The sequence below is a fragment of the Nevskia soli DSM 19509 genome, from assembly GCF_000711955.1.
Classification (GTDB): domain Bacteria; phylum Pseudomonadota; class Gammaproteobacteria; order Nevskiales; family Nevskiaceae; genus Nevskia; species Nevskia soli.
Genome location: NZ_JONR01000024.1, coordinates 42,239 through 68,859, shown reverse-complemented (window position 1 = coordinate 68,859; position 26,621 = coordinate 42,239). Strand labels below are relative to the sequence as shown.

Here is a 26,621-nt window from a genome sequence, read left to right as displayed (position 1 = left end):
CGGCGCCTATGGCGTAATTGATGTACCTCAAGTCCCGTGGCGCAGCAGAAACCGGGCCCGGGCCGGCTACCGTATTCGCAATGACGCAGATCAATGTCGCACGACTTTTGGCGATCGAAGATACGGTTTCGGTGGAGCCGGCAAGATCAGGCAGCCGCCAGGCGCCTCCGGATCCAGCAATAGATCGGAGCCAAACCTTGAGTTCAAACATGCCGTCCCCCCCCTCCCCCGCGGTGGTCGACGCCATCCCACACCGGAAGATCATCCGCACTTGGCTGCGCGCCGTATCTGGCCGGAATACCGCCTTGGCCCTTGGTCTGGTAGTGCTGGATCTTGGCCTGTTCGTCCTGTCAATTGTCGCGACGGTTTCGGTACAAGCCACCGCTCTGAAGGTCCTGTTTGGCACCCTTGCAGGATTGGTTATCGCCAGACTGTTCATCCTGGGTCATGATGCCTGCCATCAGAGCTTCACTCCGCATCGACGGGTCAATGCCTGGCTTGGAAGGCTGGTCTTTCTGCCCTCGTTGACGCCTTATAGCCTCTGGGACATTGGCCATAACGTGGTCCACCATGGATATACCAACCTGCGGGACTTCGACATGGTATGGCACCCGTCCACCCTCAAGGAGTACGCTGCGATGCCGCCCTGGCGTCGTGGCTTGGAACGTTTCTATCGCAGTGGGTTGGCGCCCTGGCTGTATTACCTGATCGAGATCTGGTGGAAGCGCATGTATTTTCCGAGCCGCCAGTACATGCCCGCGCGCCGGCGGATATTCATCCTGGATGGCCTTCTGGTCAGCGGTGCCGCAATAGCCTGGATCGGAGGGTTGATCGCCGCCGCCCTCTATTCCGGTCAGTCCCCAACCATGACGGTGCTGGCTGGCTTTGTCATCCCTTTTCTGGTCTGGAACGCATTCATCGGCTTCGTCGTCTACGTACACCACACCCACCCCGCCATTGCCTGGTATGGAGATAAGGCGAGTTGGGCGAAAGCGCAGCCGTTCGTGTCCACGACGGTTCACTTGGTGTTCAAACCGAACTTTGGTATCGACATGGATTCTGTACTGCACCACATCATGCAGCACACCGCCCATCACGTGGATATGACAATCCCGCTCTATCGCCTGAAGCAGGCACAGTCGATCCTGGAAGCCAGGATGCCCGGACGGATTGTCGTCCAGATGTTTTCCTGGCGTTGGTACTTCGATACGGCGAGGCGCTGCAAGCTGTTCGATTATTCACTCGGGTGCTGGACGGACTTTTCCGGCCATCGCACCAGCTGACGTCTCCGACCAGGAGGCGATGGAGCATGATCGGATGCGACGACGGCTTCCACACTGCGGAACTGCCTCGGTCCGCCGGTAGCTTCGCTTAGGCGGCGATCGCGACCTCTGGGCGATCGATGAATGAGCGGAGCCGCTGGAGGGCGCGGACCTGAATCTGCCGAATTCTTTCGGCGGATACCCCGTATTCGCTTGCCAGTTCCTCGAGCCCGCACGCCTTGTCCTCCTTCAGCAGCCGTCGCTCCACAATGTCGCGCGATCTGGCGTCAAGCTTCTGCAGTGCGGCGTTCGCTTGCGCGCCACGGTAGGCAATCCATTCCGTCTGTTCCAGGGCATCGATTGAACTGTACTCGTCCCGAATTCCATCTTCGGCTATGCACCCGCGCTGCGGCTCCGCCGTGGAAATGATGGCGGCGTCGGCTCCCCCCATTCTGGCCTCCATCTCCAAGACCTCCTCAGGCTTCACATCGAGATCCTTGGCGACGGCTTCGACTTCTTTACGGTTGAGCCAACCGATCTCATTGGAGTATTTTCGCAGATTGAAAAACAGCTTGCGCTGTGCTTTTGTTGTACCAAGTTTCACGATTCTCCAGTTGCCGAAGATGAAATCGTGTATTTCGGCCCTGATGCGGTACACCGCAAACGAAATCAGGCGCACGCCAACGTTGGGGTCGAAGCGCTCGACAGCCTTAATCAGTCCTATGTTCCCCTCCTGGATCAGATCGCTCAATGGCAGGCCATAACCCTGATAACTGCAGGCGATATAGATGACGAAGCGCAGATTTGAAAGGATCAGCTTCTGTGCCGCCTCGGGATCCCGCCGGGCACGTACGCGTGAGGCCAGTTCGAATTCCTCGTTGGCATTGAGCACCGGGATCGCACCGACCGACTGCATGTAAGCCTCGATACTCCCTGCGGACAGTAGCGGCAGTGACTGCATCGCGGTCTTTGTCGCCGGCGCCCTGGACGCCCTCTTCCTGGCGCGGCTTTTCCCGTTCGACGTGTTGAGCGCTACCTCGTTCATTTCTTCTTCCTTCTCGCAACCATGGGTTTCGCCTTTTCGCGCATGCCACCCAGCTTGAGCTGCATCAACGAGGCTTCGGAAAGTCCGCCGCGCGAAGTTCCTGTGTGGCCGGCCTTTTCCGCCAGCACCCGGTCCAGAACCTGCTGTTGCTTCTTCAGGTAATGTGACATTGCTCGCTCCCGTGGGTCGCTACAAAACCGATCATCCGCGCCATCGCGATACGCAATGGCTATATTGATTAGTGTCGGACCGGCGAGAGCCGCCGTCCTTGATCTGTGTCAAAGCACGCGGTTGATGCAGATCAAGGCACTAAGTGCTCGACAGATGGAAACTGAAGCCTCATCCACAGGAGTTCTCCATGTCCCGCATCTCGACCGCACTCGACAATAACTTCACCGCACTCTGCATGCTGCGCGACGAGCTCGCGCTACGTACTGCTTTGCTGGAAGCCGATTTGAAGGATCGGTGGAACGAATTGGAAGCCAAGATGGATACTTTGCGCGAACATATCGGCCGGGCGGAAGTGGCGGCGGATCACGCCCTGCCCCAAATCGAGGTTGCAGCGCAGATCCTGCTGGAGACGATTCGCAACGGCTATACCGAGCTCAAGCATGCCATGAAAATCTGAGACGGATTCAGTCCGGCGCCGCCGGGAGGTACGTGCCGTGACAATGTCCTCAACCGTAGACAGATCGAAAACTTACGAATCCGCGCCGGAACATGCCTTGTACGTCGTTATAGTGACTACCAGACTGGCGAGGCATGTCGACCAAAATATCGATGCAGTAAGGAGTGAGGCTTGCCCGGAAGCGATCCATGACTTGCGGATCAATCTGGTCAAGCTCATCACCATCCTGGAGGTCCGCCTCGATCGGATCCCTGCCGAAACAGGCTCGGCGCTACTGGAGGATCTGCGTTGGCTGAAGAAGCGCTCTGCCGATGTCCGGGACTGGGACGTGCTGCTGAGCGATCGCAAGATCTGGAATCCGAGTGGCCACGGCGATAAGGCACTTCGCAAACTTTTGTCTCTGGCCCGGGTCAGCCGCAAAAGAGCCGCGGACAACATAGCCGCGGCGGTTCGCACCGAGCGATGCGCCCTTCTGCAGGACAAATTATGCCGTCTGGCAACTCTTGGCACGCACTCCATGGAAGGAATCGATTCTGGAGTGCAGCGTGACCTGGCTGGAATGCTGGAGCATGCTTTCAAGGCGATTCGCAAGCGCGCGCATGCCTGTGAGACCCTTGATCCGGAGGGGCTGCATAGTCTGCGAAAATCCGTCAAACGCTTGCGCTATGCCTGCGAGGTGCTTCGTGAAAGTTTCGGCGGCAGCGCGGATACCCTCGCTTTTCAGGCCTATTCTCTGCAGCAGGCCCTGGGTGAAGTCCACGATGCTGAAGTCGGTCGTCGCAGGATCAAGCGGTTGGTCAAAAGCCAGGAAAAATCGGTACGGCGTCGCGCCAAAATCCAGCGCAAGGTGCTGAAGTTACGGCAGCGTCGATACGAGCGACTGCTAGAAATGGAATGGAAGCTGTTCCACAAGATAAAACGTTTCTGGATACCCCCTTCTCGTGCGCATGCGATAACGGAAACAAGGGGCGCCCTCTTGCCGCCTAACTGAGCGTTCTTCAACCCAGTCTCGTCCCATGGTGTGCCGTTTTCGAGCGAAGTGCAGGCCGCTATGCCGGGTTACAGGTCTGCCAAATCGTAAGGTATGGAAATGAAAACCACGCGCTCCAAGACTCGAGACAGCTGGCGCTACTGGCGACGCCACTTTCCCCATGCCCGATCCAGCGAGGGAGTGTTCGGACAATAGGATAGCGCGGGGTCGGATTCCATGCCCACGATATAAGAGGTATCGCAACGGCTTTTGCGCAGGCACTTACGGCAGGTATCCATGTCCTTTCGCAGCACCACGATCGGTGTCAGCCGGATATAGAGTTCGCGGCTGATACCGCGCAGACCGATCATCCGGTTCATTCGCAATCCGCGCAGACGGCGTCCGAGGCTTTTACGGCGCAGAACCTCCCAGATCCTTTGATCGTGAAGCATCATCAGCAACAAGCCGGTGGCGGTCGCTCCCAACAAGCACGCTGTAACCAGCGGCACGTACAATTGAACGGGCAACGGAATCTGATCGATCGGAAACATGTCTGCCTCTTTCACTTCGCTCAGCGAATCAACAATGCATTGGGTCCGTAGACCGTGGTGCGTACAGTTTGTGCTGCATGCCAGCTACCCTTTCGCTCTCAGTCTTTCGTCTCACAGCCATGAGCTTCAAGATAAGTGACGATCAGACTCAATTCCTTTGGATCCGGCCGCTCGATCTCCTGAGGATTCATGGAGTTCGCAACCCGGATGTGATCGGACATCTTCGATGTCACAGTCGACCATTCATTGGCGCTGTGCAGCGCCGTCGGAGGCGGCGCGTGGCACTGCCCGCAATAGCGGCGCACCAGGTATGCCGGCTCCGAAGCGGACTCCGGAACCGGTGCGTGTTCCAGCGCGATGGGCACCGCACTACCATTCATCCAGCCGAACACGCGAACCAGCTGCATCGACTGATATGCGCTACGGGACAGATCGTCGAAGATGCGCAGCCGCAGGGCTGGGTCCTTGGCAGAATATGCATCGGCAAGGTGCTCCCGGGTTAGCCACAGGGTATCCCGCATCCTGGATACATACCCATCAGTGGTGACGGTCGCCGGCAGGCGGCACTCCGCGGCAGATCCGAACAGCATGGGGCTGGCATACGAGGTCGCCTCGGGTGGCCGCAAATCGCGGATGCTGCGCATATAGGTCTGGACCGCCTGCCAGTGACGTGCAATCAGGACACGGCGCTGTCCTTCATCATGCAGTTCGTCGATCTCCTGGAGTTGGTCCAGCAGGCTTCGAACACCGGATTGAAGCTGAGCAATCTGCTCCGAGGACGGCGCCGCCGGACCCGCTTTGGCGGACGGCGGACCGGCCCACGTCCGGGTCAGGGTGACTCCAGCCAGCAGAAACAGGACTGCGAGTGACCTGGCCAGGAACTTTCTGTCGAACATGGTTGCTCCAACGATTCACGGGACTATTGAACAAAACTTCTGATATTCAAGTTTTGTCCGTAACAAGCAATGGCGCCTTGATCTGGATCAAATGATGGGGCTCGAGCCCGGAGGTCCAGTTCCGCAGACCGGATTCTTGCACTCCCCGCTTCAGGTTTCCGGCCGTCCCGAACGAGCGCAAACGAGTCAACCAGACATGGCGCTGATGCTCACTGCTGTCTTCCACCCCGCCCAGGAATATGGTCCCCACTGGCCGGATTCCGCAAAGCGGCTTTCACGCCGTGGGCTCCGAAAAACCTGCGGTAGACCAGGGTGGGTATCGCCATTGAGGGGGCGGTGATCCGGGCGCCCTTCCCACGAAGCAAGTGTATGTCGAAACGAGAGATTTTCCCGGGCGAAATGACGTAGGCATCGGCCAAGGGGTTACGTAGATGCGCTCCCCGCGAATCCGGATGTCCTTGAAGACGACGATTCGGCGAAGAGACATGCCAAGCTTGGTCGTCTATATGCAAGATGCCATTAGGCCGTTCATCAATCACGGCCTCAATGATGTACATCATTTCGCCACCCTGGTTGCCAGGGTAGCCTTTCGAACAAGCCTTTCCGGCCTTACCCAGGATGGATCACGATGACGCAAGTTCAATCGCTTTTTGAGCGCATCGGCGGTGCCGACGCAATGCCCAGCTTGGTGGAGCAATTCTACGGTCGGGTTCTGAAGGACCCGGAATTAAAACCTTTCTTTGCCGATGCCAATATGGAGAAACTCAAGCGTATGCAGGTCGAGTTTTTATCCGCCGCTCTGGGTGGGCCGGTGCACTACGAAGGCAGTCCCATTCGCCGCGCCCACAGCCATCTCAAGATATCGCTGGCCAATTACCAGCGTTTCACCCAACACCTTTTCGCGGCGCTGGCGGATTACAAACTCTCCGAGCAGGAGTGTTACGACGTCATTTTCCGGCTGGATGTCCATGCCAACGACATCGTGACCAAAGGCGTCGATCCCGTACCCTAGGGGACTTCTGTTCAATCCCATACCCTGCCGTTGCCCCTATTTTGTGCCTGGCAAGGCGCGAGCGACGAAGTATGCTTGATTGCACATGAGGAGCGAGTAGCGCAGCCCTGCGTCAAAGGGCAAACCGCGGCGGGGTATGGGATTGAACAGAGGCTCGCTAGCACATTCCCACGTTGACTCAGGTCAATGCCATAGCGGGCAACGTAGCCATACTAAAGTCGCAAGGCCGCAATGCAAACCCATCGTTCAGATGCAGAGGAAATCCATGTCCACAAAAAAGCAAGGCGCCGCCTATATTGTCGGCGGCGGCATCGCCTCCCTATCCGCGGCCGTGCTGCTGATCCGGGATGGCAGCATGGAAGGGAGGAACATCCGCATCCTGGAAGAACTCTCGGTAGCCGGTGGCGCACTGGATGGTTCCGGCGACCCCACAAAGGGCTACGTCACTCGCGGCGGCCGCATGCTGACCGAGGAAACCTATGTTTGCCTCTGGAATATCCTGGAGTCGATTCCCTCCCTGCAGAACGCCTCGCGTTCAGTCAAGGAGGAGATCTGGGACTTTAATACCGAGTGGCGCTCCGAGGCCCGGGCCAGGCTGATTGATCGCCACCACCGGATCCTGGATTCGAGTGACCTTGGATTCAACTTGCAGGACCGGACCCAGATCGTGCGCCTGTTGGCCAGCCCGGAGCGTGTGCTCAGCGGCAAACGCATTGACGAATATTTCTCGGAGCATTTCTTCGGAACCAATTTCTGGGCCATGTGGCGTACTACCTTCGCTTTCCAGAACTGGCACAGCGCTATCGAGTTGCGGCGCTATATGTTGCGCTTCCTGCAGGAATTCCCGCGCATCCATACCCTGGCCGGTGTCCGACGGACTCCGCTGAACCAGTATGACTCCGTAGTTCGTCCGATCGAGGCCTGGTTGAAGGGCCAAGGCGTCAGTTTCGAATATGGCGTAAAGGTTGTGGACGTCGATTTCGAGGAAAGCTTCGTCGGACGCCGCATCAGCCGCCTCCAGGCAGTGCGCAACGGGGAGCCGACATCCTTCGTTGTGACGGAAGACGATATCGCGTTAATCACCATCGGCTCGATGACCGCCGACGCGCGCCTGGGCGACGATCAGCATCCGCCCGAACTCATCCGGGACAAGCAAGACGGTGCCTGGAGCCTGTGGGAGAACATGGCCCGCAAGGCCCCCGGCCTGGGCTGCCCTGCCGCCTTCTGCGGCAACGTCGACGAGAGCAAGTGGGAATCCTTCACACTCACTATCTGCGATCCGCTGCTCATCCAGCGCCTCCACAGCTATTCGTCGAATGCACCCGGTACCGGTGGCTTGATGACTTTCAAGGACTCGAGCTGGCTGATGTCCATCGTGGTGCCGCACGCCCCGCACTTCACCGGGCAACCAGATAATGTCCATACCATCTGGGGATATGGACTATTTGTGGACAAAAAGGGAGATTACGTCGACAAGACCATGGCAGAAGCTTCGGGGCAGGACATCCTGACAGAGCTGATACATCAACTCGGCTTCGAGGACATCCTCGACCAGGTTCGCCGGACGACCAGCGTCATCCCGGTGATGATGCCCTACATAACCAGCGAGTTCGCGCCTCGCGGCGCCATCGACCGCCCGCCGGTCATTCCGCATTGTTCCGAAAATTTCGCATTGCTGGGGCAATATGTGGAAATACCGGAAGACGTGGTATTCACCGTCGAATACTCAGTACGAACCGCAATGCATGCCGTCTATGGCTTGCTCGGACTCGAGAACAGAATTCCCGAAATCTACCATGGCATGTCCGATCCGAAAGTGGCCTTGGCCAGCCTGGCGACTTTGGTGACCTGAGGCCGCTGATGCACGCTTCAATCACGGGCCGCGGAGTCGCTTCCGCTGTGCTCCAGCGTGGATAACGATGCGAAACGCCATACCGTGACCAATTGATGTGCATCAAAGCGGTGCCGTACCGCACCGCCTAAGCTGCAATCACACAATTACTGTGATGCCGCGGCATGCCACTGGATAGTTCCATGAGATGTAATCACCCGCCCAGGCGAGCGGCACGATTCATTTCGGCCGCGAATCGCTCTGTGCACCAGGCAGGGTGGTTCTCATCGATCGTTCTTCTGGCCTGCCTGCTTTTCGCAGGTAATATCGCGCATGCTGGATCCTGGCCACTAATCTCCGCCATAGATTTCTCCGGCAACGAAGTTACCCAGCCAGTGACGATGATGCGGGAATTGTCCATCCGGGTCGGTGGACCCGCCGACCCTCAACTGATCGAACGAAGCCGGCAGGCCATTCAGGATCTGGGTTTGTTCCGGGCGGTCGAGGTGTCCACTACCCCCTCCGGGGATGGCGTGCGGGTAAGGTTCACCGTCCACGAAAAGTGGCGCATTCTGCCCGTGCCAAGAGTCGACGGCAATTCCGGCGGCGAGTACGGCTATGGTGGACAGTTACGGTGGAACAACGTGTGGGGCTTGAACCATACACTGAACATCCAGGCCATGAGCAGGACCTACCGCGAACCAGGCCGCTCTGGCGAACGATCCATCCAGGCGGGCTACAGCGTGCCCTTCATCGGCGACAGCCGCTTCGGGTTATCAGGATCCGCCGGCGTCACCAGTCAGGACTCCCTGGATGATCAGGGGCGGCCGTATCACGAGTCGATCGATACGGCTCAAATCCTGGGCTCTTACGCGTTATCCCGCGAGCATCCCAGCAAAGGCTGGAACGTTTCGGCCGGGCTTTCCTGGGTACGTGACGCGCCCAGCGGCCAATATGCGCCCGGACCGATCAGCATCGGCACGGGACCCATCGTTTCCGTCGCCTATGACGATCTCAAATACCTGATTTATAGCGAAGAGGGCCAGCGTTTTCGCGGCACCCTGCAATGGGTGCTGGATGGAGTGGCGTCGACATATTCAGCGTCGAGCCTCTCCCTGTCTTACCGACGCGATTGGCTGGTCGGAGAAACGCCTCATCAGAATATCGAATGGTTGGCGGCCGCGAGCGAATATATGGGCGGAGCCCCCGGGCGGCAGCATAACTTCTTCACGCTGGGAGGGTTACGCTCTTTACGCGGCTACTCCTCCGGATTCCTGGAAGGCGACGCAGGCTACTATCTCGGAGCGGCCTATCTTCGGCCTGTGGGCCGGGATTGGGCCCGCTTGCTGGTCATCCTGGAGGCCGGCTCTGCCTACCCGGATCCGGGTCATCTGCAGGGCCGGCCGATGCTGGCCTCGATCGGGCTTGGTGTCCGCATCCGCATCAACTGGTTGATCAACACCGAAATCGAAATCGGCGCAGCCCTGCCTCTTGTCGACAGCCACGGCATCAGGCCGTTTTTGGGCTCGGTCAACCAGAATCGTTGAGAGTGCAAAACGGATCGATCTACGCCGCGTACCGATCGACTTGATCTCCGTCAATGTCTGGAGCGTCCGGGCCCGCGATCATGAGATTCAGCCTTGCACTTGAGAACGACATGAACGTTGGCAATATTGATCGGATAGTACGTGTTTCAATCGGCTTGGCACTGATACTTGGAACGGTTTTTGGTCGAATCGGCCCTTGGGGTTGGCTTGGCGTGATCCCCCTCCTGACTGGTCTGGTCCGGATCTGCCCCCTCTACTCGGCACTGAAGATATCGACGATTTCCGCGAAGTCGGAGTTCAAGGCCTGAGAGGCCTGGCGACGCCGGTTCAGGGGCTGTCTTCCGCCCATTCGAATCCCAGGAAGCGATGCTCTCCGGGATGAATGGTGATCGCCTGCTTCTTGGTGACCGATCCCGAGCTTGCGGCGATCACATACCGACCGGCCGGAAGATCAGCCAAAAAATATGGTCGTCGGAAATTACGTCCAGAACTGGTTGTTCCTGGGGGCCAGAATGGTAACGTGAACGTTGGCGTTGTACGCAGATCGCGTGCCTATTCGAATCGAAAATAATAGCGCAAGGCTGTGGTTAGGCGCCTCATTTTTCAAGGCCTCTGATTCTTCCGTACCGATTCCGCCGCTGATGAAGGTAATACTTCCGCATTGCCTTGCGACTGGCAAATGCGACGTATCGGCCCCGACGTCAACCGCCAGGAAAGCCAGGGAAAACGCCGCTCCTGCAGTAAACATCGATGCCCAAAAGCCGATCGGTTGCACGGCCGGTTCTTCTGAAATAGGAAGATTTCTTCAACGCGATGTTAATGCCGCCCCACTTTCCCGTGATTTGACCTGGGTCAAGCCGTCTTGAGCGGGCGCATTTGTGCAATCTCCACCGACATCGTGGCCATCCGGCGATATAGCGAGTATTGCTCGCGGATCGGCCACCAGTCGTAGAGATAGATCTGCAAGGGCTGCCACATCGCGACCCACCCCCCAATTCCCAGGCTCTCCTTCAACGCACCACGCCAGAGGCTCTCGGACCCTATCCCGGCCAGGCCTTGCGCCAAGAGCAGGCAGGTAAATAGAAACAGCATACCGATGGCCAGTGTGATGCGCCCCTTGCGCAGCAAACGGCGTAGGCGCTGCAAAGTCATGTTGGCGCGTCCGTCGAAATAGTGGCGAATCGCATCCGCGACCCAGGCAACGGAGTGCCGGGTATCCGGCTCGTTCTCAAGGTGCAGGACCAAGTGCAGGGATTGGTGACGCGGCAACTCCGCGGCCCAGCTGACCAGGAATTCTTCGGCGTCCGCATCCAGATCCCGCTCGTGGAATGGCGCGGGATCCAGGGAATTGAACAGCTGATCAATGGTGCGAAGATGGATTTCCAGTCTGGGGACGTCTCCGCGCTCTGCTTTCTCGGCGTTCGACAACGCCATGGGTGCCTTACGCTGCCTTTGCCAGGTGAACGGCAACCCGCCCGATCCCGACGGGCTCGGCGGTCTCCCTCAACCTGGCGTCATCGACGAACCGTACGCTCCGTTCGCCCAGCGCCAACCAGCCGCGACGTTCCAGGATCTTGAGCGTGCGGCATACGGTTTCCGTGGCCAGGCGCAGATAGTTGCCAACGTCGCGCTGCGCCATCGGCAGCCGCAGAACCGCCCCCCCTCCCATGCGCTCCCGCATATTGAGCAGGAAGGCCGTAACCCGCTGTTCAGCCGTGAAGTCACCGGAAATTGCCAGGGACAATGCCAACTCCCGGCTGGTCTGCTCGACCATGCGCTGGGCCAATTCGGGCTGACTCAGCATCAACTGGCGCAGATCGGACATCGGCGCGACACACACCTGGGACGGAACCACCGCGGCGGCCGTGGACAGACAGGTCCCATCACCGATGGCATCGAGCCCCACCAAGTCGCCGGGAAGATAAAAGCCACGGATATGTTCATTACCTTCGGCATCGACCGTGTAGGTCTTGATGCAGCCTCCACGGACGGTGAATAAGGAGCGCAGGCGATCGCCACAACGGTAGAGGCCGCTGGCACCAGGCATCACCGCTATTCGGGGAGCCAGCATATCGCCCCATGCGGTGGTCTGTTGCTCGCTGCCGCGTCGGGCCATACAGGTCCGGACCGGACAAAGGTGACAATCGGTGTTCAGTACTGCCGGTGCGCCGTCGAAAGCCATTGCGATTCCTCCCGTTGATGAAAGATAGATTGCGCCCGCGCACCCGTCTTCCACCATTCGCAATTGCCGCAGTTCGCTTGCGGGAAGTACCTATTCCATCACGCCGATCAGTCAGATGCGTCACGCCCACGGGATTGACTCAAGTCATGGCGATGCCGCCCTGGGACGCACAAAATGTCATCAAAATCGGCAAGATATAAACTGGGAACATGACCGAACTCGACTACATTGCACGCTTCCTCGCCAGCCTGGGGATAGGCCTGTTGCTGGGCCTGGAGCGGGAACGCAGCCAGGGTGGCAAAGCCGGCGTTCGCACGTTCGCCCTGGTAGCCGTGCTCGGGACCCTGTGTGCGCTGCTATCGGAGAAGACTTCCGACACCCTTCTACTGCCGGTGGCCGTGGCCGCGCTGGCAGCCATGATGATCTCTACCTACCGGCACGCCGGGCCCGGCGAAGACCCGGGCACGACCACGATGGTCTCGCTGCTGATCTGCTTTGGACTCGGAGCCGCCACATGGTTTGGCTACCAACAGATCGTGGTCGTCATGGCCCTCGGGGTGACTGGTCTTCTGTACTTCAAATCCGAACTGCATGGCATGACGCAGCGTCTGTCGCGGCAGGACTGGGTATCGCTGTTCCAGTTCGCGGTCGTGACCTTCGTCGTCTTGCCAGTGCTTCCGGACAAAGGCTTTGGTCCCCTGGGCGCCCTGAATCCCTATCGGATCTGGCTCATGGTGGCGCTGATTTCTGGACTGAGTTTTGTAGGGTACCTGGTGCTGCGCCTTGCCGGCGACAGGCAAGGCATTACGGTCATTGGCCTGGTCGGCGCTTTGGGCGGACTGGTGTCCAGCACCGCGACCACGCTCGCCTATTCGCGGCACGCGCGGAATGATCAGGCAGCGATCAATACCGGACTTGTCGTTGTTCTTACGGCAAATGCAGCGGTATTGGTCAAGCTGGCAGCGGAGACCGCGATGGTTGCTCCCGATGTGCTGCCTAAACTGTTGCCGGTGCTGGCTGGCGGACTTCTGGTCGGGCTTCCGCTGCCCTTGATCATCTGGCACCGACTCGCACACGCCGCGGAGATTCCGCATCTGGAAATCAGCAACCCCAGCGAAATGCGCGTTGCGCTGGGCTTCGGCGTGCTCTATGCCGGCGTTCTGCTGGCTCTTGCCTGGCTGCATCATGTCGCAGGAGCCGGCGGCGTCTACGGCATGGCGATATTGTCCGGCCTGACCGATATCGACGCGATTACCCTTTCGACACTTCAGCTGACCAATTCCGGCGATCTGTCCGCAGATCAGGCGAGCAGGGCTATCGCCCTGGCTTACCTGTCCAGCCTCGGGCTCAAATTCGTCATCGTTTGGTCCATGGCGGGTTGGGCATTTGCCCGCCGAGCCGGCTTCGGTTACCTGTGCGTTACCGCGGGGCTCTGCGCCGGCTTTGCAGCGAATGCTGCCTAGACTTTCTGGGCGCCCCCGCCCTATTGCTTCTTTTAAGAAGAAGATATCAATATCACCGCATTTTACGCGCCGTTCCAACCAGTATCGTGCCAGAATGACAATGCGTCGCTTCGACGGTCCACCCACGGCCGCACGCCTGCTCAAGGCTATTGGCGCATCGGCTTTCAGGATTGCATATCGAGCACCACACGTCCCTCGATCGTGCCTTCACGCATGTGCTGAAAAACCGTATTGATGTTTTCCAGCCGGTCAGTTGAAATTGTCGCCTTGACCTTGCCCTCCTCGGCAAACATCAATGCCTCCTGCAGATCGAGCCGCGTGCCGACGATCGAGCCGCGTACCGTAATGCCGCTGAGCACCATGTCGAAGATCGGCAGGGGAAAACTTCCCGGCGGTAGGCCATTGAGCGAAATTGTGCCGCCGCGGCGAACCATGCCTAGAGCCTGCTCAAACGCTTTTGGAGATACCGCCGTGACGAGAACGCCGTGGCCACCGCCGATCTCTTTCTTCAGGAAGGCCGCCGGATCGTCCCTGAGGGCATTGACCGCGACCTTTGCGCCAAGACGTCGCGCAAGTTCGAGCTTGCTGTCGTCTATATCGACGGCAGCGACGTTGAGTCCCATTGCGTGCGCATATTGGACTGCCATATGGCCGAGCCCGCCGATGCCGGATATCACCACCCAATCGCCGGGTTTCGTGTCGGTAACCTTGAGCCCCTTATAGACAGTGACGCCCGCGCACAAAATCGGAGCAACATCGATAAAACCCAGGTTCTTCGGCAGCAGGCCGACATAGTTCGGATCGGCAATGACATACTCCGCGAAGCCGCCGTTTACCGAATAACCGGTATTCTGTTGCAATTCACAAAGCGTCTCCCACCCCCCTAAACAATGCTCGCAGTGCCCGCAGGCCGAATAGAGCCATGGCACACCGACGCGATCGCCTTCCTTGACGTGCGTAACCCCGGCGCCGACGCCAGAAACGTACCCAACACCTTCGTGCCCCGGAATGAATGGCGGTTTCGGCTTTACTGGCCAATCGCCATTTGCGGCGTGTAAATCCGTGTGGCACACGCCGGCAGCCTGTATCTTGACTTGAATCTGACCGGCGGCTGGTGTGGGCACCGGTACCTCCTCGATCACGAGCGGCTGATGGAATTCCCGCACGACAGCGGCTTTCATGGTTTTCATTTCGTGTTCCTTGATCGTCGTATCAAAACAGGCCGAGCGCGGTGGTGCTGTAGCTGACCAGCATATTCTTGGTCTGCTGGTAGTGATCCAGCATCATTTTGTGTGTTTCCCGCCCGATTCCGGATTGCTTGTAGCCACCGAACGCAGCGTGCGCCGGATAGGCGTGATACTGGTTTACCCACACGCGCCCGGCCTGGATTGCGCGCCCCATCCGGTAGCAGCGATTGGCATCGCGGCTCCAGACGCCCGCACCGAGTCCGTAGCAGGTGTCGTTTGCGATAGCGACCGCCTCGGCATCGTCCTTGAACGTGGTTACCGACAGGACGGGCCCGAAAATCTCCTCCTGGAAAATGCGCATCTTGTTATTGCCCCGGAACACGGTCGGCTGCAGGTAGTAGCCGCCCGCGAACTCGCCGCCGATCTCGGCACGTGAACCCCCTGTCAGAAGTTGAGCGCCTTCGCGCTTGCCGATATCGATGTAGTCCAAGATCTTGCCAAGCTGCTCCTGCGAGTTCTGCGGCCCCATTTGCGTTGCGGGATCCAGCGGATTGCCGACACGAATCCGTTCGACGCGGGCAATCGCGCGCTCCATGAACCGTTCGTACATCGATTCCTGAACCAGCGCCCGGCTTGGGCAACTGCACACTTCACCCTTGTTGAAAGCGAACAGCACGAAGCCCTCGATCGCCTTGTCCAGGTATGCGTCGTCGGCCGACATCACGTCGTCGAAGAACACGTTAGGGGACTTGCCACCCAGTTCGAGTGTCACCGGAATCAGGCTGTCGGCCGCGTGATGCATGATGCCGCGTCCGGTTTCGGTGGAACCGGTGAACGCAATCTTGGCGATACGCTTGCTTGATGCCAGAGCTTCGCCCGCTTCGCCGCCGGTTCCGTTTACGACGTTCAGCACGCCTGCGGGAAGGATGTCTCCAACAAGTTCCGCCAGAACCAAGATGCTGGCAGGCGTATTCCGGGAAGGCTTGATGACCACGCAATTACCCGCGGCCAAAGCCGGCGCCAGCTTCCAGGCTGCCATCAACAGCGGGAAATTCCAGGGAATGATCTGCCCTACCACGCCCAGCGGCTCGTGAAAGTGGTAGGAAATCATGTCGTGATCGATTTCGCCGATTGCACCTTCCTGCGCGCGGATACAGGCGGCGAAGTAGCGGAAGTGATCGATCGCCAATGGAATGTCAGCGCCCATGGTCTCACGGATCGGCTTGCCGTTATCCCAGGTTTCCGCCTCGGCCAGCAGCGCAGAATGCTCCTCCATGCGATCGGCCACGCGATTGAGCAATCGAGCCCGCTCAGTGGGCGAAGTGCGTCCCCAGGCCTCACGCACCCGGTGCGCAGCATCGAGTGCGCGTTCGATGTCCTTTGCGTCGGATCGGGGGATTTCGCAGACGACCTCACCGTTGAGTGGTGAAATATTCCCGAAATGTCGGCCATTGACCGGGGCAACCCATTCGCCTCCAATGTAATTGCCGTAGCGCGCCTTGAACGGCGAGCGTGAAGATGAATACATCACTTCCGATTTGTTCATGACGGAATCCGTTCTCGTAGAGATAGCGGCGAGCGCGTGTTGCCCGACCAGCTGAATGTGCACACATCTTGCGGCTCGATGGATAGGACAGCCATTGATCTGGATCATTGGCATACCGCTCGGCCATTCTTTTTGTACCGCCTGGCATTCTTGGACCGCACCGATAGCCGGAGCCCTCGGTTACCTTGCGGTACTGGGCTTGACGCAAATCAATGCCGGACGGGCCTAAGCGACCGATCCTTTCCATAACGCGCAATGCCATGGGGCGACATTCAATGGAATTACAATTTCTTGGAGCAACCGGAACGGTCACGGGCTCCAAATATCTCCTGACGCATCGGAATAGCCGCCTATTGGTCGATTGCGGATTGTTTCAGGGTTACAAACAGCTGCGACTGCGCAATTGGTCCAAACTCCCCTTTGAGCCATCATCGCTTGACGCGGTCGTGCTGACGCACGCTCATCTCGACCATTCCGGCTATCTGCCCCTGCTGGTGAAGAACGGCTTCCGCGGGCCTATTTTCTGCACACCGGCCACGTCCGATCTGTGCAAAATCATGCTGCCGGACAGCGGGCGCATCCAAGAGGAGGATGCCGAGCACGCCAACCGGCATGGTCGGTCCAAGCACTCCCCTGCGCTGCCTCTTTACACTGAGGCGGATGCGTTCCGCTGCCTGGATTTCTTCAAGACGCGTGAATTGCATGAAGATTTCGAACCGGCCGTGGGGATTCGGGCAAGCATGCTCCGGGCCGGGCATCTGCTGGGCAGCGCCATGATCCGGTTTCTGATCGGCAATACCGGCATTCTGTTCAGCGGTGACCTGGGCAGACCACATGATCTGCTGATGCAGCCGCCGGAGAATCCCGGACATGCCGATTTTCTGGTCGTCGAATCGACCTACGGCAACCGTTTGCATGACGCGGTGGATCCGATCGAGCAACTCGGCGCGGTCGTGCGCCGTGTAGCCGCCCGCGGCGGCGTGATCATCGTTCCCGCGTTTACGGTGGGAAGGACCCAGCAACTCATGTACTGCCTTTCCCGGCTCAAGGCGACAGGCAAGATCCCGGCAGATCTCCCCATATTCCTGAATAGCCCAATGGCGGTGGATGCCACCGAGATCTACCGCCGGCATTCCTCCGAGCACCGCCTCCAGCCTGACCAATGCTCCGCATTGTTCAACATTGCCACCATGGTCAATACGGTCGAACAATCCAAATCACTGAACAAGCGCAGCGGTCCGATGCTGATTATCGCCGGCAGCGGCATGGCCACTGGCGGCAGGGTCGTGCATCACCTCAAGGCGTTCGCACCCGATCCGAAGAATGCCATCATTCTTACCGGGTTTCAGGCTGGCGGTACGCGCGGCGCCGCGATTCAGGCAGGCGCCGACTCGATCAAGATTCACGGCGAATATATCGCGGTGAGGGCCGAGGTAGCTTGCATGAGCAATCTCTCCGCGCATTCCGACCGCGGCGAAACTTTGGCGTGGCTGCGCGCCTTCGAGGTGCCGCCACGGCGTACCTTTATTACCCACGGCGAGCCGGATGCAGCCGACGCATTGCGGCGCGGGATCGAGGAAAGCCTGCACTGGAACTGCATCGTTCCGGACTATCTGGAACGGGCCACGCTCGACGCCCCGGCCGAGGTTGCCTGAACTCGTGCGCCACGACGAACTGCTGGTGCGGCGCCTGGGCATCGATACCTACCGCGAGCCTGTGGCATTCATGCGGACCGATTGCCCGGCATGCCGAGCCGAGGGATTCGCAAGCCTGTCGCGCGTGCGCCTCACCCTGAATCAGCGCAGCGTTATTGCAACCCTCAATGTGGTTCTGGGAGACATTCTCCGTCCGGATGAAGTCGGTCTGTCGGAGGCTGCGTGGAATGCCCTGGGGAGTCATACCGGGGACAGCGTCCGTATCTCCCACCCCGAAGCGGTCGAATCATTTTCCGCGGTTCGCAAAAAGATCTACGGCGGTGACTTCAGCGACGCCGGCTTGCATGACATCATTCGCGACATCAGTGCCGGCCACTACGCCTCGATAGAGATCGCCGCATTCATTACGGCATGTGCCGGCGAACGTATGTCGCTGCGGGAAACCGTGGCGCTGACCCATGCCATGGTCGATGCCGGCACCCGCCTGGCCTGGTACCAGCACCCTGTGGTCGACAAGCATTGTGTAGGAGGGCTTCCGGGCAATCGCACTACACCAATCATCGTGGCGATCGTTGCGGCATGCGGCCTTACCATTCCCAAAACCTCCTCCCGTGCCATCACCTCTCCAGCCGGAACAGCGGACACCATGGAGGCGTTGGCACCTGTCGATCTCACCTTGGGGCATATGCGCCGGGTGGTTGAACGGGAAGGGGGCTGCATAGTCTGGGGGGGATCGATGTCATTGAGCCCCGCCGACGACATACTCATCCAGGTTGAACGTCCCTTGGATTTCGACAGCAGCGGTCAGCTCACCGCTTCGATTCTCTCGAAAAAACTGGCTGCCGGCTCAACCCATCTGCTGATCGACATGCCGGTAGGACCTACCGCCAAGGTGCGCGACGCGGCTACCGCAACGTCATTGCGGCAAACCCTGCTGGACGTAGGCGCCGCTCTCGGGCTGCAGCTGAGGGTGATTTGCACCGATGGGATGCAACCTGTAGGACGCGGCATCGGTCCGATGCTGGAGGCGCTGGATGTCATTTCGGTGCTGCGTAATCAACCAGACGCGCCACAAGATCTTCGCGAACGGTCGTTATGCCTGGCTGGTGATCTTCTGGAGCTCGGCAACAAGGCCCCTGACGGCTCCGGACTTGCCCTGGCACGAAGCACCCTGGACAGCGGCGCCGCGTGGAACAAGTTTCAGGCTATCTGTATGGCCCAGGGTGGTTTGCGCGAACCACGGCTGGCACCACATCGCCGACCGGTCACCGCCAGTCGGGCCGGCATCGTCAGCAATATCGACAACCGCCGCCTCTCGCGCACCGCCAAGCTGGCGGGAGCGCCGACATCGCCAGCTGCCGGCGTCGAACTCCACGCCAGGCTGGGACAACGGATCGCTGTTGGCGACCCCCTTTTCGTGATCCATGCCGAGTCCCCGGGCGGCCTTGAATATGCCGCACAATACGCGGCCACGCACCCCCAAATCGTCGATGTAAAGGAGCTTCCATGATTCCGAATCCCGCCGTCGTAGTGCTGGCATTCCCGGGCAATGAAGATCTGGCTTCCGAACTGGTTTCCGCTCTGGGCGCTCAGCGTGGGGCGCTCACGTTGCATCGTTTCCCCGACGAGGAGACCTCCGTCCGCGTATCGGGCGCAGTCGATCAGTGCGATGTGATCATCGCCTGCACATTGGACCGCCCCAACGACAAACTCATTACCCTGTATCTGACTGCGTCGACCTTGCGCTCACTCGGCGCCCGCCGTGTGATACTGGCCTCCCCCTACCTGCCCTACATGCGCCAGGACCGCAGCTTTCACGTCGGCGAAGGCGTAAGCGCCATGCATATAGCAAAATGGCTGTCGGGCTTCCTCGACGGCCTGGTTACGGTGGACCCTCATCTGCATCGCATCCATCGCCTCGACGAGATCTATCGCATCCCCACACGCGTCGTGCCGGCCGCCAAGCCTATTGCCCATTGGATCCGTGAAAACGTCGCCCAACCCGTTCTGGTTGGTCCCGATGAGGAAAGCCGTCAATGGGTAAGTGAAGTCGCGCACGATGTTCCCTGCCCTTTCTTTGTGCTCGACAAGGTTCGCTACGGCGATCGAGACGTAGAAGTGCGCATGCCCGGCGTGGCGGAGTTTCAGGATCGCACCCCCGTGCTGGTGGATGACATCGTCTCCAGCGGCTACACCATGATCGCGGCTGTGAAGCGCCTGCAGGCCAGCGGTTTCGGGCCGCCGGTATGCATAGGCGTGCATGCCTTGTTCTCGCAGAATGCCTACGAGCAGCTGCGCCACATGGGTTCACAGGAAGTAGTGACCTGCAACACCATTCGTCATATCTCCAACGGCATCGACCTCAATCGCTCGATAGCGCTGTCAACGCGAGAGCTGTTGGAACATCTTCCTGCGGCTCCCAATGCCGCCAACTAGGATCGTAGGGTTTTCGTGCTGCCGTGGGTCCGCTCATTTTCCGGTCCGGGCACATTCGCCAGTTTCCTGTCAGCGGCCAATGATGGTGCCGCCGGCGTGAATCCGCCTCCCCGGGCCGATGCTTCGCTTTCGGAGCATCTCAAGCGCTTGACTCCTGCCGCGGTGCTATGACTGCAGCGCCGCTCAGCCGGCCGGCACGCAGATCATCGAGGGCGGTGTTGGCTTGCTCCAGGGGATAGACCGTGATCTGCGTGCGAACCGGCACTCGTGGAGCCAGAGCCAGAAATTCCTCGGCGTCGCGCCGGGTGAGATTGGCGACGCTGCGAACGCTGCGCTCCCCCCACAGGCTGGAATAAGGGAAGCGTGGAATATCGCTCATATGGATACCGCCACATACCACCGTACCTCCCTTCCGTATCGCCTTCAACGCAGCCGGCACCAGTTCGCCGGCAGCCGCGAAAATGACCGCTGCATCAAGAGGCTCGGGTGGAATGGCATCCGAGTCGCCCACCCAGGCGGCACCCAGACCGGTTGCAAAGGCCTGAGCCCGCAAATCACCGGGACGAGTGAACGCAAAGACAGTGCGCCCCTGCCAGAGCGCTACTTGCGTTAGGATATGAGCTGCCGCTCCGAATCCGTAAAAGCCCACCCGTCGAGCGTCCCCGCACATCCGCAGGGAGCGGTAGCCGATCAACCCTGCACACAGCAGTGGCGCCACCTCCAAGTCACCGTAAGTCTCCGGCAAGGCAAATGCATAGCGCGCATCGGCTACACAATGGGTAGCATAGCCGCCATCTATCTGGTAACCGGTAAAGCGCGCTGCATCACAGAGGTTTTCCCGGCCATCGGCGCAATACCCGCAGTGTCCGCAGGTGCCGCCCAGCCAGGGCACACCCACACGCTGCCCGCATTTCAGGCTGTGCACTCCGCTCCCTGTTTCCACAACCCGCCCGACGATCTGGTGACCCGGCACGATCGGATACCGTATGTCGGGCAGTTCGGTGTCCAGCAAATGCAGGTCGGTCCGACAAACGCCGCAGGCGGACACTTCGATCAGCACTTCCCCATCGGCCGAAACCGGCACTGGACGTTCGCGCAGCACCAAGGGACCACCAGGCTTCTCCAATACCATTGCCCGGGACACGATCACGGGCGTGTTTCGCAAGGATTTTTCAGCGAAGGAGTCAAAGGATGTGTTCCTTTTCCGGAATGCAGTGAACCGTACGGATTGCTTCGCGCCGCAGCTTGAGAGTCGGGGTCAGTGCATCGCCAACCTGGAATGGATGCGACGCGATGATGAAATGAGAGGGGCATGGTTGTGCCGTCAAGCCGCCCGACTGCAGGATTCGATTGATTTCCCGCCGCAGGAAGGCAGCCGGTTCTTCCATTGCCGGTTGCAGCCGATCGTGATCTGGCACGACCAGAACCCCGAATCCGGCAGGCGAACGCGGATAGATCAAGGCCTGTTCGATAAACGGGCTATCGCGCAACAGGTTTTCCACCACCTCCGGATACATCACCATACCATCTGAGTTACGCATCGCATTGGATAGGCGCCCGACGAAGACGTATTGGCCCTGCTCGTCACACCATCCAAGATCCCCCGTAAGAAGAAACCGACGGCCTTCGATCATGACAAACGACGTCGCGTTCAACGTTGCATCCGCCTGGTATCCGAGACAGACCTGCGGGCCGGCAACAGCGAACTGGCCGATTTCGCCTCTTGGGAGCCGTTCCAGCCTATCGCCCAAGACTCGCATCTCCACCTGCGGCAGAGGTTCGCCGATGGTACCAGGTGGGTTGCGCCCAGGCCTGCGGATACTGCTGACGATTTGTTCCGTGGAACCGTATCCTTCCAGTACGTTGAAACCCATGGCCCTCAAGTCCTCGTCTACTCCGCGGGGCAACGGCGCGTCCCCAACGATGCCCAGGTGCGGGACAGGACCGACACGGCGCTGCAGCGTTTCAGTAAGTACCAATCGAGCCAGGCGGGCAGGCAGAAATAGCAGAGCTTCCGCCAATGCGCCCCACACGCTGGCCGACATTCGGCCCACTGATGGCGCGTTGACGATCATTGCCGTCCGACTGAACGCGAGGTCCCGCATTTGCAGATGAAGCCTGGAGATCTTCAAGGCGAGATGAAGCGCCTGGGTCTGCATTCCACGGCCATTCAGGGCCGAAAGGCAACGACGATGAATTCGTTCCCATACCGGCGGAAATGCCGGGAAGCAACTCGGTCGGACATAAAGGAAATACTCGTCCAGGCGCTCAAAGCAGCCAAAGTGCATCGACGCGCCGGAAGCAATCGCGACATAGGCCATGAGCCGCCCATAGAGATGCCACAAGGGTAGACACAACAATATACGATCATCCTGAGTCAGTCCGATTGTGCCCGGCAGGTAGTGCTGGCTGTGCAGAAGATTGCCATGGCTGAGCAGGACCGCCTTGGGCAAACCGGTGGTTCCAGACGTATGGATAACTGCCGCGGGGCTGTCAGTTCCGATTCTCCACTGCTGGCGTGACAGCAGGCCGGGATCGCAAACCAGGATGCGTCGGCCGGCGGCTTCAACGCTTGTCAGCGAAAGCGCGCACTTCTGCATCTCGTCGGGCTCGATCACGATGATCCATCGCAACCGCGGCAACTCGCTGCTGCGGCTGATGATCCTTTCGGCGATCAACGTGGTTTCGACGATAGCGACGACGGCATCGACACCGGATAGCAGCGAAAATAGCTCGGCATCGGACAAGTCCGGACGGCATGGAACTTCCACCGCCGCAGCCCCCTGGACGGCCAAGCTCAGGGGCAACCACTCGGGCCGGTTGCCAGCGAGCAGTACCACCTTTTCACCTGGACCCACATTGCACAAATGGATCAAACCCGCGGCCAGCGCCGCCGCCCAGTCGTGGAGCCGCGTATAGCTGATGGAAAAATCGCCGAACACACAAGCCTCCCGGCTGGCATGCATGGCCACCGAGCGCTCGAACCCAAGCCACAGTGTATATCGATTCTCCTCGTCGCAAGCTCCAGGCGAAGGCCGGCCTCCATGGTGCGCTTCGAAAGGTGGAGCGGGGCCGCCATTCGCAGATATCCCCATGCGCATCATGCTGCCAAGGCCTTGAAGAGGTCTTCTCACATCAGACATTTACTTTCTCCCCAGAACCGGGATGTCATCCGTGGCGATGGCGGGCACGGCACGCGCCGCCGGTTGATTCGGCGGTGAGCCGACCACGTGCTGCCATCGATTGGGGGGGGCAATGTTGAGGTGACCGATTCGGATTGGCCTTAAAGTACAGCCGGCAAATGTTCGCGAATCTCGGCGGGAGTCAGGCCCACAAGGCTTCGGCCGATCTCCGACACGACTAGACGTCGCGTGGGCTCATCGAGGTGCTCGCGCAACTCACCCAGGAATCGCGGCTCCGCAATCAGGTATAGCCGTTCGACAGCGCCGACGAGACGTGCCCTGTGCACGGATTCCCCCACCTTTCGAGCAAATTCATCGGAAGATTGCTTTTTTGCCGAGTGGTCGTCCGCCGCGGAATGGCCGCCCATATGCGAGCCTCGTTTGCCCCCAACCAGATGCCCGCGGGCGGCGGTCGCGAAATCACCCTCATGCATCCGTGCTTCCGGATTTTCGAGCCGCTCTTCCTCAGTCAGACTTCCATTCCGGAGGTTCGCGGAGAACAACCGGGCCTGGGCGCTATCGGCCACCAGAACCCAGACGGTTGGCCGAGTGTTTTTTCCCGTTTCGCTATTCATAACTGTCACCCGCCTCTATCAGTTCTCACCATGATCCCCATCCGTACTCGTTCTAGAGTGCTTCGACAACAGACAGGTTCTTATTACCACATCATTCGCTTCGGCACTAAAGCCTGAGCGATAACACCTTACGATGGAACGGCTGCACGCCGGACTTTGCGCCAGACGATGGTCGGGGGCCGTGCTCCTGATCGCACGACCGACGGTGGGTTTGATAACGTTACCGACGGGGATACGACGTGACTGGAGACCGGAGGAATAATCCGGACCTGTTTACTCTCCGCCGGCTGCCCTGCTTCTTCCGTCACCCTCCCTCCATCGATTGCCGATCTGAGCAGATCTGCATCGATTTGCAGGTTATTGGCGAATACATCCAGCATTTGATTACGAAGGTGGTATGGCCCGTAAGGCAACCAATAACCCATCAATTCCTCGACCGTTTTTATGGAACAGCGTAACTTGCGAGAAAGCTGTAACAGACTCTCCGGTTTTGACATCAGACCGCGGAGCTGCGTCCCGATGGTCTGCTCGGCAGAGTCGTGCGCCACACCGTTCGTGGCCGTACGCGCGATCCTCCGCCTATGGTCGTGAAAGCGCAGGTGGAGTCGACGTTCTTCTGCAGGCATGAGCGGAATTCCAGAATGGACAATAGTACAAAAGAAGAATCCACTAAATACCGGTGTCTGTGATTGATTCAGATCAATAAGTGCATAGCCTTTTCGTGAGGAATCAGCCAAGGGGTCCTCGGGCCCCTGCCGGATCATCCATTCGGTATGGTCGACAGCTCCGGTTTTCATAAAGGCAGGCGATCGCGACGAATGAACGGCATTTCCACGTGCCATAGGCAAATTGATCCATGTCAAGGCACAGTTCACCAAGGAGGAGTGAACTTGGTTACGTCTAAAAATGAGCCACTCGAACATGATCAAGACCATTCTTGCGCCGCTGAGCGGCGGCGATATCGATGAGGTTGTACTGGATACCTCCCTGACCATCGCCAGGCAGTTCGGCAGCCACATCGAGTGTCACCACAATTTCATGGACGCGGGCGAAGCTGCTGCATCGATTGCTCCTGTGTCTTACCTGATAGGCCCCGCGTTACGCAACGCAATGGATCGGCTTACCGAGCGCGGCGAAGCGCACGCCGCCTCGGCCCTTCGTCACTTCTCGGATTTCCTGTCGGCCAATACCATTCCCACCGATGTCTCCACGCCATGCGATAGCGTATCCGCCAGCATGCTGCAGGACAGTGGCAAGCCGGTGGACAATCTGTGCTTCCTGGCGCGCCACCACGACCTCGTGGTATTGGGACGCCCTTCGGAAGCGAGCGGAATCCCCCGCGAGCTTATCGAGCGGATTCTCATCGAAAGTGGGCAACCAATTTTGATCGTGCCCGGATATTCGTCCAGCAAACTCCTTGAAACAGTGGCGATTTGCTGGAAAGACACTGCGGAGTCCGCTCGTGCCGTGAGGGCCGCCATGCCACTGCTGCGGCATGCCAAGCGGGTAATCGTAGTGACCGCCGATGAAGGCGACAACGACAATTTGCGAGCTTCTGTAAACGGCGTGCTGAAACATCTGGCTTGGCACGGCGTGCATGCCACCGAGGTTGCTGCGGCTACACGAGGCCACACTACCATGGATACGCTATGGGCCGCTGCGCTCAATAGCCATGCCGATTTGCTGGTGATGGGAGGCTTCAGCCGCGGGCCGATGCGGGAACTTCTGTTTGGCGGCTGCACGCAATCCGCTTTGAGCCATGGCGAATTGCCGGTATTTATCGTTCGTTGACACGGTACTGAAAGGCGTGACCCGTAAGGTGCCAGCGCCGGCCGTAGCGGGCCTCGGATGGCGTCATGTCCGGCCCAAAGCCAGCTTTGACTCAGATCAATGCCGCCGCGTCGATATACCCTCAAGCTGATGCTTCCAAATGTACGAGGCCTTTCCAAATGCTTAACGATCTGACATTGCGCCAAAACATCATTCAGGAACTGGAATCGGTGCCCGGCATCGATCCCGCGCACGTTGGGGTCAGTGTTGCGGCTGGTGTGGTCACTTTAAGTGGGCATGTACAGAGTGCGCTGGCAAAACACAGCGTGGAAAAAGCGGTTCGCCGGGTCCGCGGCGTGAAAGCGGTGGCACAGGAACTCGACGTCAGGTTGCCGCAGGAAAAGAAGGTGGCCGACGACGAAATTGCATCCCGCGCTCTTCGTATCCTGGCCTGGGACCTCCACCTGCCCAAAGACGCCGTGCAAGTGACCGTTGAACACGGCATCCTGACCCTTTCAGGAGAAGTCACCTGGAACTTCCAGCGGCGCGAGGCGGAAGCCGATGTTCGCCGACTCGGCGGCGTGCGCAACGTCATCAACAATATCGCCCTTCGTCCGGTAGTCAGCGTCGAAAACGTGAAAGCTCGACTGGTGGCAGCCTTCGAACGCGCCGCCGACCTCGACAGCTCCGAGATCCACGTGGAAACGAGGGGTACCGGCACAGTAATCCTTCGCGGCCATGTACGAACGCTCAATCAGCAAGTGGCGGCGGAGAATGCGGCTTGGGGTGTACCCGGCGTCACGTCGGTGGAAAATCATATTGAAGTGATTCCGTTTGGAACCGTTTCAATAGCACACAAGGCGGCGCTCAGCGAGTAATCTGC

Annotated in this window: 26 protein-coding genes; 13 read left to right on the top strand and 13 right to left on the bottom strand. The window is 59.2% G+C overall.

All coding sequences use genetic code 11. The features are described from left to right. Nucleotides 1-80 precede the first annotated feature (80 nt). Nucleotides 81-1,283, top strand: a complete 1,203-nt coding sequence (locus BP26_RS0113665; protein WP_084183089.1) for a fatty acid desaturase — start codon at nucleotides 81-83, stop codon at nucleotides 1,281-1,283. Nucleotides 1,284-1,371: 88 nt separating this feature from the next. Here the strand turns inward: BP26_RS0113665 and rpoH are convergent, their stop codons facing one another. Together rpoH and BP26_RS29535 are read right to left on the bottom strand one after the other, a co-directional pair. Then, nucleotides 1,372-2,307 (bottom strand): RNA polymerase sigma factor RpoH, encoded by a 936-nt coding sequence (gene rpoH / locus BP26_RS0113660; protein ID WP_245611800.1) that lies wholly within the window; start codon nucleotides 2,305-2,307, stop codon nucleotides 1,372-1,374. Beyond that, nucleotides 2,304-2,477, bottom strand: a complete 174-nt coding sequence (locus tag BP26_RS29535; protein ID WP_157572526.1) for a hypothetical protein — start codon at nucleotides 2,475-2,477, stop codon at nucleotides 2,304-2,306. The genes rpoH and BP26_RS29535 overlap by 4 nt, the downstream gene beginning before the upstream one ends. Before the next feature lie 188 nt (nucleotides 2,478-2,665). On the opposite strand from BP26_RS29535, the gene BP26_RS0113650 reads away from it, so the two are divergent. Next, the gene (locus BP26_RS0113650) at nucleotides 2,666-2,935 is read left to right on the top strand and encodes a hypothetical protein (protein WP_029921139.1); all 270 of its coding nucleotides are present in this window, start codon (nucleotides 2,666-2,668) and stop codon (nucleotides 2,933-2,935) included. 43 nt (nucleotides 2,936-2,978) lie between these two features. Further along, a complete protein-coding gene (locus BP26_RS0113645) occupies nucleotides 2,979-3,926 on the top strand; it encodes a CHAD domain-containing protein (RefSeq protein ID WP_084183080.1) in 948 nt (315 codons plus the stop codon). A 137-nt stretch (nucleotides 3,927-4,063) separates the two neighbouring features. On the opposite strand, the gene BP26_RS0113640 is transcribed toward BP26_RS0113645, so the two are convergent. Then, a complete protein-coding gene (locus BP26_RS0113640; RefSeq protein ID WP_029921137.1) occupies nucleotides 4,064-4,456 on the bottom strand; it encodes a hypothetical protein in 393 nt (130 codons plus the stop codon). Between the two features lie 98 nt (nucleotides 4,457-4,554). After that, complete coding sequence (locus tag BP26_RS0113635) at nucleotides 4,555-5,352, bottom strand: hypothetical protein (protein ID WP_029921136.1); 798 nt, start codon at nucleotides 5,350-5,352, stop codon at nucleotides 4,555-4,557. A gap of 628 nt (nucleotides 5,353-5,980) precedes the next feature. Here BP26_RS0113635 and BP26_RS0113625 point away from each other — a divergent pair. The 4 genes from BP26_RS0113625 to BP26_RS0113610 all read left to right on the top strand — a co-directional run bounded on the left by BP26_RS0113625 (nucleotide 5,981) and on the right by BP26_RS0113610 (nucleotide 10,050). Then, entirely contained in the window at nucleotides 5,981-6,364 is a 384-nt protein-coding gene (locus BP26_RS0113625) for a group I truncated hemoglobin (protein WP_029921134.1), read from the top strand. Between the two features lie 265 nt (nucleotides 6,365-6,629). Continuing rightward, nucleotides 6,630-8,216, top strand: coding sequence for an oleate hydratase (locus BP26_RS0113620; RefSeq protein WP_029921133.1), 1,587 nt, complete (start codon nucleotides 6,630-6,632; stop codon nucleotides 8,214-8,216). 242 nt (nucleotides 8,217-8,458) lie between these two features. Beyond that, the gene (locus BP26_RS0113615; protein WP_169740710.1) at nucleotides 8,459-9,742 is read left to right on the top strand and encodes a ShlB/FhaC/HecB family hemolysin secretion/activation protein; all 1,284 of its coding nucleotides are present in this window, start codon (nucleotides 8,459-8,461) and stop codon (nucleotides 9,740-9,742) included. A gap of 110 nt (nucleotides 9,743-9,852) precedes the next feature. Continuing rightward, complete coding sequence (locus tag BP26_RS0113610) at nucleotides 9,853-10,050, top strand: YgaP family membrane protein (protein ID WP_029921131.1); 198 nt, start codon at nucleotides 9,853-9,855, stop codon at nucleotides 10,048-10,050. Nucleotides 10,051-10,220: 170 nt separating this feature from the next. On the opposite strand, the gene BP26_RS29530 is transcribed toward BP26_RS0113610, so the two are convergent. From BP26_RS29530 to BP26_RS0113600, 3 genes are all read right to left on the bottom strand, one after another. Then, nucleotides 10,221-10,517, bottom strand: coding sequence for a hypothetical protein (locus BP26_RS29530; RefSeq protein ID WP_157572524.1), 297 nt, complete (start codon nucleotides 10,515-10,517; stop codon nucleotides 10,221-10,223). A gap of 77 nt (nucleotides 10,518-10,594) precedes the next feature. Further along, entirely contained in the window at nucleotides 10,595-11,176 is a 582-nt protein-coding gene (locus BP26_RS0113605) for a hypothetical protein (protein WP_029921130.1), read from the bottom strand. Between the two features lie 7 nt (nucleotides 11,177-11,183). Then, entirely contained in the window at nucleotides 11,184-11,924 is a 741-nt protein-coding gene (locus BP26_RS0113600) for a Crp/Fnr family transcriptional regulator (RefSeq protein ID WP_169740709.1), read from the bottom strand. Between the two features lie 209 nt (nucleotides 11,925-12,133). Between BP26_RS0113600 and BP26_RS0113595 the strand changes: the two genes are divergently transcribed. Next, a complete protein-coding gene (locus BP26_RS0113595) occupies nucleotides 12,134-13,387 on the top strand; it encodes an MgtC/SapB family protein (RefSeq protein ID WP_029921128.1) in 1,254 nt (417 codons plus the stop codon). 164 nt (nucleotides 13,388-13,551) lie between these two features. On the opposite strand, the gene adhP is transcribed toward BP26_RS0113595, so the two are convergent. Both adhP and exaC read right to left on the bottom strand, forming a co-directional pair. Continuing rightward, entirely contained in the window at nucleotides 13,552-14,577 is a 1,026-nt protein-coding gene (gene adhP, locus BP26_RS0113590) for an alcohol dehydrogenase AdhP (RefSeq protein ID WP_029921127.1), read from the bottom strand. Between the two features lie 22 nt (nucleotides 14,578-14,599). After that, nucleotides 14,600-16,120, bottom strand: a complete 1,521-nt coding sequence (gene exaC, locus BP26_RS0113585) for an acetaldehyde dehydrogenase ExaC (protein ID WP_036516870.1) — start codon at nucleotides 16,118-16,120, stop codon at nucleotides 14,600-14,602. Nucleotides 16,121-16,395: 275 nt separating this feature from the next. Here exaC and BP26_RS0113580 point away from each other — a divergent pair, with 275 nt between their 5' ends. Genes BP26_RS0113580 through BP26_RS0113570 form a run of 3 tightly spaced genes read left to right on the top strand, consistent with a single transcriptional unit; the run spans nucleotide 16,396 to nucleotide 20,211 of the window. Next, the gene (locus BP26_RS0113580) at nucleotides 16,396-17,775 is read left to right on the top strand and encodes an MBL fold metallo-hydrolase (RefSeq protein ID WP_029921125.1); all 1,380 of its coding nucleotides are present in this window, start codon (nucleotides 16,396-16,398) and stop codon (nucleotides 17,773-17,775) included. Nucleotides 17,776-17,779: 4 nt separating this feature from the next. Further along, the gene (locus BP26_RS0113575) at nucleotides 17,780-19,285 is read left to right on the top strand and encodes a thymidine phosphorylase family protein (RefSeq protein ID WP_029921124.1); all 1,506 of its coding nucleotides are present in this window, start codon (nucleotides 17,780-17,782) and stop codon (nucleotides 19,283-19,285) included. After that, on the top strand, nucleotides 19,282-20,211 hold the full coding sequence (locus BP26_RS0113570) for a ribose-phosphate pyrophosphokinase (RefSeq protein WP_029921123.1): 930 nt from the start codon (nucleotides 19,282-19,284) through the stop codon (nucleotides 20,209-20,211). Before BP26_RS0113575 ends, BP26_RS0113570 begins: the two co-directional genes overlap by 4 nt. Nucleotides 20,212-20,350: 139 nt before the next feature. On the opposite strand, the gene BP26_RS0113565 is transcribed toward BP26_RS0113570, so the two are convergent. The 4 genes from BP26_RS0113565 to BP26_RS29525 form a co-directional block, all read right to left on the bottom strand. Then, entirely contained in the window at nucleotides 20,351-21,343 is a 993-nt protein-coding gene (locus BP26_RS0113565; RefSeq protein WP_029921122.1) for a zinc-dependent alcohol dehydrogenase family protein, read from the bottom strand. Nucleotides 21,344-21,395: 52 nt separating this feature from the next. Beyond that, nucleotides 21,396-23,306 carry an AMP-binding protein gene (locus BP26_RS0113560; protein WP_281172739.1) on the bottom strand — a complete coding sequence of 637 codons (1,911 nt, stop codon included), beginning with the start codon at nucleotides 23,304-23,306 and terminating at the stop codon, nucleotides 21,396-21,398. 188 nt (nucleotides 23,307-23,494) lie between these two features. Further along, nucleotides 23,495-23,968 carry a host attachment protein gene (locus BP26_RS0113555; RefSeq protein ID WP_084183075.1) on the bottom strand — a complete coding sequence of 158 codons (474 nt, stop codon included), beginning with the start codon at nucleotides 23,966-23,968 and terminating at the stop codon, nucleotides 23,495-23,497. Between the two features lie 128 nt (nucleotides 23,969-24,096). Beyond that, nucleotides 24,097-24,891 carry a hypothetical protein gene (locus tag BP26_RS29525; protein ID WP_157572523.1) on the bottom strand — a complete coding sequence of 265 codons (795 nt, stop codon included), beginning with the start codon at nucleotides 24,889-24,891 and terminating at the stop codon, nucleotides 24,097-24,099. Between BP26_RS29525 and BP26_RS0113550 the strand changes: the two genes are divergently transcribed. Both BP26_RS0113550 and BP26_RS28630 read left to right on the top strand, forming a co-directional pair. Continuing rightward, on the top strand, nucleotides 24,890-25,759 hold the full coding sequence (locus BP26_RS0113550) for a universal stress protein (protein ID WP_157572522.1): 870 nt from the start codon (nucleotides 24,890-24,892) through the stop codon (nucleotides 25,757-25,759). The genes BP26_RS29525 and BP26_RS0113550 overlap by 2 nt on opposite strands. A 158-nt stretch (nucleotides 25,760-25,917) precedes the next feature. Then, a complete protein-coding gene (locus BP26_RS28630; protein WP_169740707.1) occupies nucleotides 25,918-26,616 on the top strand; it encodes a BON domain-containing protein in 699 nt (232 codons plus the stop codon). Nucleotides 26,617-26,621 lie beyond the last annotated feature (5 nt).

Coding starts and splice junctions, on each gene's coding strand:
- BP26_RS0113650 (WP_029921139.1), top strand. CDS start 2,666: ATGTCCCGCATCTCGACCGCACTCGACAATAACTTCACCGCACTCTGC.
- BP26_RS0113625 (WP_029921134.1), top strand. CDS start 5,981: ATGACGCAAGTTCAATCGCTTTTTGAGCGCATCGGCGGTGCCGACGCA.
- BP26_RS0113570 (WP_029921123.1), top strand. CDS start 19,282: ATGATTCCGAATCCCGCCGTCGTAGTGCTGGCATTCCCGGGCAATGAA.
- BP26_RS0113600 (WP_169740709.1), bottom strand. CDS start 11,924: ATGGCTTTCGACGGCGCACCGGCAGTACTGAACACCGATTGTCACCTT.
- BP26_RS0113565 (WP_029921122.1), bottom strand. CDS start 21,343: ATGGTATTGGAGAAGCCTGGTGGTCCCTTGGTGCTGCGCGAACGTCCA.
- BP26_RS0113620 (WP_029921133.1), top strand. CDS start 6,630: ATGTCCACAAAAAAGCAAGGCGCCGCCTATATTGTCGGCGGCGGCATC.
- BP26_RS29525 (WP_157572523.1), bottom strand. CDS start 24,891: ATGTTCGAGTGGCTCATTTTTAGACGTAACCAAGTTCACTCCTCCTTG.
- BP26_RS0113645 (WP_084183080.1), top strand. CDS start 2,979: ATGTCCTCAACCGTAGACAGATCGAAAACTTACGAATCCGCGCCGGAA.
- BP26_RS0113665 (WP_084183089.1), top strand. CDS start 81: ATGACGCAGATCAATGTCGCACGACTTTTGGCGATCGAAGATACGGTT.
- BP26_RS0113635 (WP_029921136.1), bottom strand. CDS start 5,352: ATGTTCGACAGAAAGTTCCTGGCCAGGTCACTCGCAGTCCTGTTTCTG.
- BP26_RS0113640 (WP_029921137.1), bottom strand. CDS start 4,456: ATGTTTCCGATCGATCAGATTCCGTTGCCCGTTCAATTGTACGTGCCG.
- BP26_RS0113550 (WP_157572522.1), top strand. CDS start 24,890: ATGATCAAGACCATTCTTGCGCCGCTGAGCGGCGGCGATATCGATGAG.
- BP26_RS28630 (WP_169740707.1), top strand. CDS start 25,918: ATGCTTAACGATCTGACATTGCGCCAAAACATCATTCAGGAACTGGAA.
- BP26_RS0113560 (WP_281172739.1), bottom strand. CDS start 23,306: ATGGGGATATCTGCGAATGGCGGCCCCGCTCCACCTTTCGAAGCGCAC.
- BP26_RS29535 (WP_157572526.1), bottom strand. CDS start 2,477: ATGTCACATTACCTGAAGAAGCAACAGCAGGTTCTGGACCGGGTGCTG.
- BP26_RS0113595 (WP_029921128.1), top strand. CDS start 12,134: ATGACCGAACTCGACTACATTGCACGCTTCCTCGCCAGCCTGGGGATA.
- BP26_RS0113610 (WP_029921131.1), top strand. CDS start 9,853: ATGAACGTTGGCAATATTGATCGGATAGTACGTGTTTCAATCGGCTTG.
- BP26_RS0113605 (WP_029921130.1), bottom strand. CDS start 11,176: ATGGCGTTGTCGAACGCCGAGAAAGCAGAGCGCGGAGACGTCCCCAGA.
- adhP (WP_029921127.1), bottom strand. CDS start 14,577: ATGAAAACCATGAAAGCCGCTGTCGTGCGGGAATTCCATCAGCCGCTC.
- rpoH (WP_245611800.1), bottom strand. CDS start 2,307: ATGAACGAGGTAGCGCTCAACACGTCGAACGGGAAAAGCCGCGCCAGG.
- BP26_RS0113555 (WP_084183075.1), bottom strand. CDS start 23,968: ATGAATAGCGAAACGGGAAAAAACACTCGGCCAACCGTCTGGGTTCTG.
- BP26_RS0113580 (WP_029921125.1), top strand. CDS start 16,396: ATGGAATTACAATTTCTTGGAGCAACCGGAACGGTCACGGGCTCCAAA.
- exaC (WP_036516870.1), bottom strand. CDS start 16,120: ATGAACAAATCGGAAGTGATGTATTCATCTTCACGCTCGCCGTTCAAG.